This window comes from Acidimicrobiales bacterium, from assembly GCA_035512495.1.
Taxonomy (GTDB): Bacteria; Actinomycetota; Acidimicrobiia; order Acidimicrobiales; family CADCSY01; genus DATKDW01.
The window spans coordinates 1-9,863 of the sequence record DATKDW010000074.1; the positions used below are offsets into that span (position 1 = coordinate 1).

General features: G+C 70.8%; 9 protein-coding genes. 5 read left to right on the forward strand and 4 right to left on the reverse strand.

Annotated features, from left to right (window positions below; all coding sequences use genetic code 11):
* Positions 1 to 95: 95 nt before the first annotated feature.
* Positions 96 to 788 carry an HAD-IA family hydrolase gene (locus tag VMN58_10950; GenBank protein ID HUF33711.1) on the reverse strand — a complete coding sequence of 231 codons (693 nt, stop codon included), beginning with the start codon at positions 786 to 788 and terminating at the stop codon, positions 96 to 98.
* Between the two features lie 48 nt (positions 789 to 836).
* Here VMN58_10950 and VMN58_10955 point away from each other — a divergent pair, with 48 nt between their 5' ends.
* On the forward strand, positions 837 to 2,012 hold the full coding sequence (locus tag VMN58_10955; protein ID HUF33712.1) for an aminotransferase class I/II-fold pyridoxal phosphate-dependent enzyme: 1,176 nt from the start codon (positions 837 to 839) through the stop codon (positions 2,010 to 2,012).
* A gap of 5 nt (positions 2,013 to 2,017) precedes the next feature.
* On the opposite strand, the gene VMN58_10960 is transcribed toward VMN58_10955, so the two are convergent.
* Positions 2,018 to 2,617 (reverse strand): TetR/AcrR family transcriptional regulator, encoded by a 600-nt coding sequence (locus VMN58_10960; protein HUF33713.1) that lies wholly within the window; start codon positions 2,615 to 2,617, stop codon positions 2,018 to 2,020.
* A 98-nt stretch (positions 2,618 to 2,715) separates the two neighbouring features.
* Between VMN58_10960 and VMN58_10965 the strand changes: the two genes are divergently transcribed.
* The gene (locus VMN58_10965; GenBank protein HUF33714.1) at positions 2,716 to 3,492 is read left to right on the forward strand and encodes a lysophospholipid acyltransferase family protein; all 777 of its coding nucleotides are present in this window, start codon (positions 2,716 to 2,718) and stop codon (positions 3,490 to 3,492) included.
* Positions 3,493 to 3,563: 71 nt separating this feature from the next.
* Entirely contained in the window at positions 3,564 to 5,282 is a 1,719-nt protein-coding gene (locus VMN58_10970) for an ATPase, T2SS/T4P/T4SS family (protein ID HUF33715.1), read from the forward strand.
* Between the two features lie 15 nt (positions 5,283 to 5,297).
* Here the strand turns inward: VMN58_10970 and glpK are convergent, their stop codons facing one another.
* Complete coding sequence (gene glpK, locus VMN58_10975) at positions 5,298 to 6,782, reverse strand: glycerol kinase GlpK (protein HUF33716.1); 1,485 nt, start codon at positions 6,780 to 6,782, stop codon at positions 5,298 to 5,300.
* 88 nt (positions 6,783 to 6,870) lie between these two features.
* On the opposite strand from glpK, the gene VMN58_10980 reads away from it, so the two are divergent.
* A complete protein-coding gene (locus VMN58_10980) occupies positions 6,871 to 7,902 on the forward strand; it encodes a 6-phosphofructokinase (protein ID HUF33717.1) in 1,032 nt (343 codons plus the stop codon).
* Positions 7,903 to 7,918: 16 nt separating this feature from the next.
* Here the strand turns inward: VMN58_10980 and VMN58_10985 are convergent, their stop codons facing one another.
* Positions 7,919 to 9,265, reverse strand: coding sequence for a serine/threonine protein kinase (locus VMN58_10985; protein HUF33718.1), 1,347 nt, complete (start codon positions 9,263 to 9,265; stop codon positions 7,919 to 7,921).
* 98 nt (positions 9,266 to 9,363) lie between these two features.
* Between VMN58_10985 and VMN58_10990 the strand changes: the two genes are divergently transcribed.
* Positions 9,364 to 9,863 (forward strand): hypothetical protein (locus VMN58_10990; GenBank protein ID HUF33719.1); only part of this gene is annotated, 500 nt, incomplete at its 3' end.

The window sequence follows — 9,863 nt, forward strand, 5'->3', positions numbered from 1 at the left end:
CATGCCATTGGTATCGGCTCGCGGCCCCTCCGGACTTGAGCCCGCCGGGCGCAATTCGGCCATTCCAGCCCCTGCGTCCTGAGCCCAGCGGATCCTCACGCGTTGGCGGCCACGATCTCCACGACGTCGGCCAGCACCGGCACCCGCTCGACGTCGAGATGGGCGTGGAGGTCGTAGGGATCGAGCAGCACCGGCCGGACACCCGCAGCGCGAGCACCGTCGACGTCGGCCCCCGGGGTGTCACCGACGTGGATCGCCCGGTCGGCCGGCACGCCGACCCGGTCGAGCGCGAGCTCGAAGATCCGGGGGTCGGGCTTGGCCACTCCCACCACCTCGGAGTCGACCACGGTGTCGACCTCCACCCCCGGTCCCGGTCCGACCTGACATATCTCGTGCTCGAGCAGTCGCTCCTCGGCGTTCCCGTCGGCGTTGGAGACGATCGCCAGCCGCACGCCGAGGTCAGCCAGCGCCTGCAACGCGTCGACCGATCCGGGGATGACCCGGCTCCACACATCACCGGTGACGAACTCGTTGAGCAGGTGCTCGACCGCGTCGTCGAGGACGTCGTCGGGCACGTTGCACGCCCGTGCGTAGGTCCGGTTGTATGCCTTCCACACCTCCCGGTCACCCTCGCTGAACTCGGAGAGGACGGTCACGCCCTCGTAGTGCGCGCGATCAAGGCGCTCGGGATCGACGGTCGCGCCCGCTCGGGCGAGCGCGGCGGCGATCCGGTCGTGGTCGGGAAGGACGAAGATGCCGCCGGCATCGAGCAGGACCGCGTCGATCACGCCGCGAAACGTAGTGGAGCCGAGAAACCGGACTGGTACCGTCGTGGGGTGGAATTCAGGCGGATCAACGAGCTGCCGCCGTACGTCTTCGCCACCATCGACCTGTTGAAGATGGACGCGCGACGCGCCGGCGACGACGTCATCGACCTCGGCTTCGGCAATCCCGACATCCCGTCGCCGCCGGTCGCGGTGGACAAGCTCGGTGAGGCCGTCCGCAAGGCGAAGAACCACCGGTACTCGGCCAGCCGAGGCATCCCCAAGCTCCGGCTGGCGATCACCGATCTCTACCGCCGCCGCTTCGGAGTGGAGCTCGATCCCGATACCCAGGCGTGCACCACCATTGGCGCCAAGGAGGGGTTCTCGCACCTGATGTGGGTGCTGCTGGGGCCGGGTGACTCCGCGATGGTGCCGAGCCCGTCGTACCCGATCCACATCTGGGGCCCGATCCTCGCGGGCGCGGACGTGCGCCACGTCCGCCTCGGCCCGGAGCAGAACTTCCTCGACAACCTGGTCGAGGCATGGGACGAGTCGTGGCCCCGCCCCCGGGTGATCGTGTTGTCGTTCCCGCACAACCCGACGACGAGCTGCGTCGACCTCGACTACATGACCCGCATGGTGGAGTTCGCCCGCGAACACGGCATCTTGCTGGTCCACGACTTCGCCTATGCCGATCTCGGCTTCGACGGGTACCAGCCTCCCTCGATCCTCCAGGTGCCGGGGGCGTCCGACGTCGCGGTCGAGATCTACTCGCTCACGAAGTCGTTCTCGATGGCGGGCTGGCGGGTCGGCTTCCTGCTCGGCAACGCCGAAGTCGTGGGGGCGCTGGGGCGGCTCAAGAGCTACCTCGACTACGGAACGTTCCAACCGATCCAGATCGCGTCGATCGTGGCCATGAACGAGGCGCCCGACTACCCCGTCGAGGTGAACCACATCTACCTCGGGCGCCGCGACGCGCTCGTCGACGGGCTCGCCCGGGTCGGATGGGAGGTCGAGCGACCGCGAGGGACGATGTTCGTGTGGGCGCCGATTCCCGCGCCCTACGAGGAGCTGGGCAGCCTCGAGTTCTCGAAGCTGCTCGTGCAGGAAGCGAAGGTCGCGGTGTCACCCGGTGTCGGGTTCGGTCCCGGTGGCGAGGGGTTCGTTCGCTTCGCGCTGGTGGAGAACGAGCACCGCATCGGTCAGGCGGTGCGCGGCATCCGCAAGGCACTCACGAAACTCGGCTGACTCTCCTAGCCGCGCCGCTCCTCGCCGCAGAGGCCGTGGAGGCAGAAGGCGACGGCGGCATCGGCGGCGTGCTCGACCGGTTCGCTGCGTTCGAAGATGTAGGTCTGGGTCAGCTGCTCGACCACGCCGACCACCGCCTGGGCCAGCACCTCGGGATCCTGGTCGGCGATGCGGCCCTCGACGATCCCGTCCTTGATGTGGCGCACCGCGTCGGCGATCGCCACCTCCTGGTTGCGGCGCAGCACGGGTGCGAAGCGCTCCTCGCTGGCGGCGAACTGGAAGATCGTGAAGTGCTTGCGGTGCTCGAAGAACCACCGCATCGACGCCCGGATGCCGAGCTCGATGCGTTCGACCGGGTTGGGCTCGTCGGCGATGGCCTGCTGCTGGCGGCGCCGGAGGTCCTGGTGGGACGCCCGCAGGATCTCGGCCAGCAGCTCCTCCTTGGAGGAGAAGTACCAGTAGAAGACGCCCTTGCCGACCCCGAGGCCGGAGACAATCTCGGCCACCGAGGTGGGGTGGTAGCCACGTTCGGCGAAGCGAGTCGTGGCGAAGGTGAGCAGCTGCTGGCGCCGCTCCTTGCCGCGAGCCGTGAGACGGCGGTCCATTCGGGCGACCGTAGCGCACCACTTGACTGACCGGTCAAGAACAGCGGCGGAAACGCTCACTGCGTTACATCGACGGTGAAGGGTAGGATTCGGGCCTGATGGCGTACTGGGTGCTCAAGGCGATCCTCACGCCCCTCCTGCGGTTCTTCTACCGGATCCGGGTGGAGGGGCTCGAGCACGTGCCCCGTTCCGGTGGGGCGATCCTGGCCAGCAACCACGTCTCGTTCTGCGACTCCATCTTCCTGCCGCTCGTCCTGCGCCGGCGCGTCACCTTCGTCGCCAAGGCCGAGTACTTCGACGACCCCAAGACCGCCTGGTTCTTCCGGGCCGTGGGTCAGATCCCGATCAGGCGCACGGGCGGCTCGGCGTCGCAGGGTGCGCTGGCGGCAGCCAGCGAGGTGCTCGATGGTGGAGGCCTCTTCGGCATCTACCCGGAGGGGACCCGTTCGCCCGACGGACGCCTCTACCGCGGCCACACCGGCGTCGCCCGCCTGGCCTTGCAGGGCAACGTGCCGGTGCTGGCGGTGGCCATGGTGGGCACCCGCGAGGCCCAGCCCATCGGCCAGGTCCGACCCAACCTCTTCCGGCCGATCACGGTCAGGTTCTCGCCGCCGATGGACTTCTCCCGCGAGGCCGACCGCGCGACCGATCCGATGGTCCTGCGCCGGATCACCGATGAGATCATGTTCGAGCTCCGTGGCCTCAGCGGTCAGGACTACGTCGACCACTACGCCAAGCGGCACGCGCCCGATGCCGCGCCCGATGCCGAGGCGCTCCCGGCCGAGCGGACCCCGGTGCTGTCGGGCCCGCCCCTCCCGGCTGCTGCCGACGGGCGCGGTGGCGACGGCGCCCGTCCCACGCTGGCAGTCGGCTAGTGACCCCACCGTCCGGCTCGCGATCCGGGGGTGCACTCAACCTCGGCGCCTCGAGTGCCGATGACCAGGGTGTGCACGAGAGCCCCCCCGCCACCCTCGCCGTCGAACGCCGTCGCCTCGGCGAGATCCTCGTTGACAACGGGTCGATCACCATGGCCGACCTCGATCGCGGCCTCGTCCTCCAACAGGAGCACGGTGGCCGGTTGGGTGAGGTCCTGATCGAGGCCGGTCTCGTCACCACCGTCAACCTGCTGCATGCCGTGGCCGACCAGGTGGGCGTCGTGTTCGTGGACCTCGACGACTACCCGGTCGACTGGACCGCCACCAGCGCCATCTCGGTGGCGATGGCGCGTCGCTACCGGGCCCTCCCGGTGGCGATCGAGGACGAGCGCCTCGTCGTGGCCATGGCCAACCCCTCCGATGTCTTCGCCGTCGACGACATCTGCTCGGTGTCGGGGCGCAAGGTGGCCCCGGTGCTGGCGGACGCCGCGCAGCTCGAGCGCGCCATCGAGCGCATCGGCTCCGACGACGGCGAGGTGGCAGCCGCCATCAAGCTGGCGGCCGACGAGACCGGCGAGGACACCCGCGCCGACGACCTGGCTCAGGTAGATGCCGCCTCGCACGACGCGCCCATCGTTCGCTTCGTGCAGCTGATGATCGGCAAGGCGGTCACCGACCGCGCGTCGGACATCCACATCGAGCCCACCTCCGACGGGCTTCGCATCCGCTTCCGGATCGACGGCGTGCTCCACGACACGATGCACGCCCCGAGGACCCTCCAGGCCGGCATCGTCAGCCGCCTGAAGATCATGGGCGAGATCAACATCGCCGAGCGGCGGGTGCCGCAGGACGGTCGGGCCTCGGTCCGCGTCTCCGGGCGCAGCATCGACATGCGCATCGCCACCATCCCGACCATCAACGGCGAGGCAGCGGTCCTACGGATCCTCGACAAGAGCAACGTGGCCCTGACCCTCGAGGAGTCGGGCTTCCTCCCCGACACCCTGGCCCGGTTCGAGTCGGCGTGGCGCAAGCCGTGGGGCACGGTGCTGGTGACGGGTCCGACGGGCTCGGGCAAGACGTCGACGCTCTACGCGACGCTCCGGGAGCTCAACGAGCCCCACCGCAACATCATCACCGTCGAGGACCCCGTGGAGTACCGCCTCGAGGGGGTCAAGCAGGTCCAGGTCAACCCCAAGGCCGGGCTCACCTTTGCCAACGCCCTGCGGTCGTTCCTGCGCGCCGATCCCGACGTGCTCCTCGTCGGCGAGGTCCGCGACGCGGAGACCGCGAGCATGGTGGCCGAGGCCTCCCTCACCGGCCACCTCGTGCTCGCCACCCTTCACACCAACGATGCCGCATCGACCCCGCTGCGCCTGCTCGAGATCGGCCTCGAGCCGTTCCTGGTGACCTCCTCGCTCAACTGCGTGCTGGGCCAGCGCCTCGCTCGCCGGGTCTGCGACCGCTGCCGGGAGCCTGCCGACCACGCTGAGGAGACCCTCGTGGCGGCCGGGTGGTCTCCCGATCTGGTCGACACCGGCACCACCCCCACGTTCTTCCGGGCCGTCGGCTGCACGGTGTGCTCGGCGACCGGCTACCGGGGACGGTTCGCCATCCACGAGGTCATGCTCTCGACCGAGGAGCTGTGCCGGGTGATCATCGGCGGCGCCCACAGCGACGAGGTCGAGGCCGTGGCCCGCGCCGAGGGGATGCGCTCCATGCGGGAGGACGGCCTGGTCAAGGCTGCCCACGGCCTCACGACCCTCGAGGAGCTCAGCCGGGTCGTGAACTGACGGTCCCGCCGGCCCTCAGGACCCCTGCTGCTCCCAGGCGAGGCTGCGCTCGACTGCCCGGCGCCAGCCGTCGTGCAAGCGGTCGGTCGCGCTCGCCGGCATGGCCGGCGCCACGGTGACGTCGCCCCGCCACTGGGCACCGACCTCCTCGAGGCTGGACCAGACACCTTCGGCGAGGCCGGCGAGGTAGGCGGCGCCGAGGGCGGTCGTCTCCTGCACTGCCGAGCGGGTGACGGGCACCTGGAGCTGGTCGGCCTGGAGCTGGAGCACCAAGTCGTTGGCCGAGGCTCCGCCGTCGACGCGCAGCTCGCGCAGGGGATGCCCAGACGCCGCCGCCATGGCGGCGACCGCGTCACGGGTCTGGTACGCCATCGCCTCCAGGGTCGCCCTGGCGAGGTGCGCCCGGCCCGTGCCCCGGGTGATGCCGACGATGGTGCCGCGTGCGTAGGGGTCCCACCACGGGCTGCCGAGGCCGGTGAAGGCAGGGACGAGGTAGACCCCTTCGTTGTCCTCGACCGAGCGGGCCAGCGCCTCGGTCTCGTCGGCGGACTCGATCACCCGGAGCCCGTCTCGGAGCCACTGCACGGCGGCACCGGTCGCGAACACCGCTCCCTCCAGTGCGTAGGTCGCTCCTGGGGTGCCGTCGATGGTCCAGGCCACCGTGGTGAGGAGGCCCTCGACGGGTTCTGGGCAGGTGCTCCCCACGTTCATCAGCACGAAGGAGCCGGTGCCGTAGGTGTTCTTGGCCATGCCGGGCTCGAAGCAGGCCTGGCCGAACAGCGCCGCCTGCTGGTCGCCGGCGATGCCGCTGATCGGTGTCCCTGCCGGGACGCCGGCGCCGGCGACGGTGACCCCGAAGCGACCGCTCGAGGGCCGAACCTCGGGGAGGCACGACATCGGCACGCCGAAGAGCGAGCACAGCTCCTCGGACCACGCCAGGGTCCTGATGTCGAACAGCATGGTCCGCGAGGCGTTCGTCGTGTCGGTGACGTGGTCGGCCCCGCCGGTCAGCTTCCACACCAGCCACGAGTCGATGGTCCCGACCGCGAGGTCCGGTCCCGCTGCGACCCCTCCCTCGTCGAGGAGCCACTCGATCTTCGAGGCCGAGAAGTACGGGTCGAGGACCAGTCCGGTCGTGTGCCGAACGAGGTCGAGGTGACCCTCGTCGCGCAGAGCCTCGCAGCGTGCGGCCGTCCTGCGGTCCTGCCAGACGACGGCCCGGTGCAGCGGCATCCCGGTGCGGCGGTCCCATGCCACGACGGTCTCCCGTTGGTCGGTGATGCCGATGGCTGCCACCGGCACGTCGATGGTCGCGACCAGCTCACCGATCGTCGTCCGCACGGCCTGCCAGATCTCCTCGGCGTCGTGCTCAACCCACCCCGGTCGGGGGAAGTGCTGGGTGAGCTCACGGTAGGACCACCCGATCGGGGCGCCGGCCTCGTCGACGGCAAGCGCCCGCACCCCGGTGGTCCCTGCGTCGATCGCGATCACGGCGGCCACGAACGCCGACGGTAGCGGTCAGCGCTCGGGGGTGTGGTCACGTCGGTAGGCTCCCGCGGTCGTCTCGCCCACACCCCCCGGAGGTCACATGAAGATCGGCATCCTCACCGGCGGCGGCGACTGCCCGGGCCTCAACGCGGTCATCCGCGCCGTCGTCCGCAAGGGCGAGGCCGTCCACGGCGACACCATGGTCGGCTTCCTCGACGGCTGGCGCGGGGTGATCGACGGCGCCACCCGTCCCCTCGACATCGCCGCCATGCGCGGCACCCTCCCCAGAGGGGGGACGGTGATCGGCACGTCGCGGACCAACCCCTACAAGATCGAGGGCGGGGTGGAGGCCTGCCGGCGCACCCTCGAGGCGCACGGCATCGACGCGCTCGTCGTCATCGGCGGCGAGGACACCCTCGGGGTGGCCAACCGGCTCGCCGACGAGGGCGTCGCGGTGGTGGGCGTGCCGAAGACCATCGACAACGACCTCTCCGCCACCGAGGTCACCTTCGGCTTCAACACCGCGGTCCAGATCGCCACCGATGCGATCGACCGCCTCCACACCACCGCCGAGTCCCACGACCGGGTGATGGTCGTGGAGGTGATGGGCCGTCACGCCGGCCACATCGCCACCCATGCCGGCATCGCCGGCGGCGCCGCGGTGATACTCATCCCCGAGGAGCCCTTCGACATCGTCGAGGTGTGCGACAGCCTCACCGCCAGGCACCACGAGGGACGCTTCGCCTCCATCGTCGTGGTGGCGGAGGGGGCCCAGCCGAGGGAGGGGTCACTGACCCTCCAGGACGCCGAGGTCGACCAGTTCGGTCACGTGAAGCTCGGTGGGATCGCCAACGTCTTGGCAAGCGAGATCGAGGATCGCACCGGCTACGAGACCCGCGTCACCATCCTCGGCCACATCCAGCGGGGTGGGACCCCCACGGCGTACGACCGCGTGCTGTCGACCCGCTTCGGCATCGCCGCCATCGACGCCGTCCACGACGGTGCCTTCGGCTCCATGGTGGCGCTGCGTGCCGACCAGATCGTGCGGGTGCCTCTCGCCGAGGCGGTGGGTGAGCTCAAGACGGTCGATCCCGACCTCTTCCACGGGGTGGCCGGCATGTTCTCGGCGTGATCCCCACGATCAGTTGTCATCGTCCTCCTCGTCCTCCTCGTCCTTCTTCTCTCTTCTCCTCCTTCTCTTCTTTCTCGTCGTCATCGTCATCGTCGTCCGGCGGGGGAGGGGGAGGCGTGGGCGGGGGCCCCAAGGAGACGTGGAGGCGGACCGTCGAGCCGGCGGGCACCTCGGCGCCGGCCGCCGGCTCGGTCGCGGTGACCGTGCCCGCCGTGGCGTCGCCGGCGGCATCGACCCGGGTCGTGGTGAGGCCAAGGGCGACGAGATGCGCCTCTGCTTGCTCGGCCGGTTGACCGACGACGTCGCCGACCACCACTGGCCCGGGCCCGTCCGAGCGCATCGCGGCCAGGGCGATCGCACCGAGGACCAACGCCGCCACGATCGCCACCACCGCGACGGCCACCGGACCTCGCCGGCTCCGCTGCGGTGCCGTCGCGATGGCCGGGGCGAGGACGGCGGTCCCGGTCGGTCCCGGTGGGGGAGCGGCGGCAACCGTGGTGGCCGCGGCGGCTCCGGCCCATCGGCCGGCGGCGCCGTGGACCAGGGGCTCACCGGTCGCCACCTGACGCAGGTCGGCCTCGAGCTCACGTGCTGAGCCGTACCGGGCATCGGGGTCCTTGGCGAGGCATCGCAGCACGACCTCCTCGAGGTCGGCGGGGACGTCGGGGACGAGCCCTCGCAGCGGTGGCGGTGGCTCCTGGAGGTGCTTGACCACCACCGCCACCGAGGTCGTCCCGGTGAAGGGAGGGTCGCCGGCCACCAGCTCGTGGAGGACGCAGCCGAGGGCGTAGACGTCGCTTCGGGCGTCGAGGGGGCGGGCCTCGGCCTGCTCAGGTGAGAGGTAGGCGGCGGTGCCCAGCACGACGTCGGCCCGGGTCACGACGCTGACGTCATCTGCCCGTGCGATGCCGAAGTCGACCAGCACGGGCACACCGTCGCCGGTGAGGACCACGTTGGCCGGCTTCACATCGCGGTGGAGCACCCCCTCGCGATGGCAGCGGTCGAGGCCGGCGGCGACGTCGGCGACCACCGCTGCCGCGTCCCGCGGGGAGAGGGGCCCTTTGGCCACCACCTCGGCGAGGGATCGGCCCTCCAGGAGGTCCATGACGATGAAGCGGAGGTCGCCATCGCGCCCGGCACCGAGCACCCGCACGACGTTCGGGTGCTGGAGCGAGCGCAGGATGGTGGCCTCGCGCTCGAAGCGTCGGGCCAGCTCGTCGTCGACTCCCTCCGGGCGGAGGACCTTGAGGGCGACGACGACACCGAGGTCGAGGTCACGGGCCCGCCACACGGAGGCGGTGGCGCCCTCGCCGAGCGGTCCTTCGAGGCGATAGCGGCCGGCGACCAACGCTCCCGCCTGCATGGGCGGAGCGTACCCCCGAGATGACATCCGCAACGGCAACCGGTCCCGTAGAGGTCGTGAGTCACCAACCCCCACCGACACACCAATCGAGGAGCACCATGAACCCGAAGTACCTGAAGCTCGGCGCCGGACTGGCCCTGGCGGCCCTGCTGGGCGCAGCCTGTGGCACCGACGACGGCGGCACCGCCTCCACCGGTGACCCCGCCACCGAGACCACCGACGAGGACGGCACCACCAACGCCTCCGACACCAGCGTCGACACCGGCGCCGCCGACCTGCGCGCCGGACTGACAGCGCTCCTCCAGGAGCACGTCTACCTGGCCGGCACGGCCATCGCCACCGCCGTCGGCGACGGCGGCGACCTCGAGGCCCCCGCCACCGCCTCTGCGGTGGCCACCCTCGACCAGAACTCCGTTGCCCTCTCCGAGGCGATCAGCAGCGTCTACGGCGAGGCCGGCGGCGAGCAGTTCCTCGCCCTGTGGCGTGACCACATCGGCTTCTTCGTCGAGTACACCCTTGCCGGTGCCGGCGGCGACCAGGCCGGTCAGGACCAGGCCCGAGCCGAGCTCGATGGCTACCGCACCGAGTTCGGTGCCTT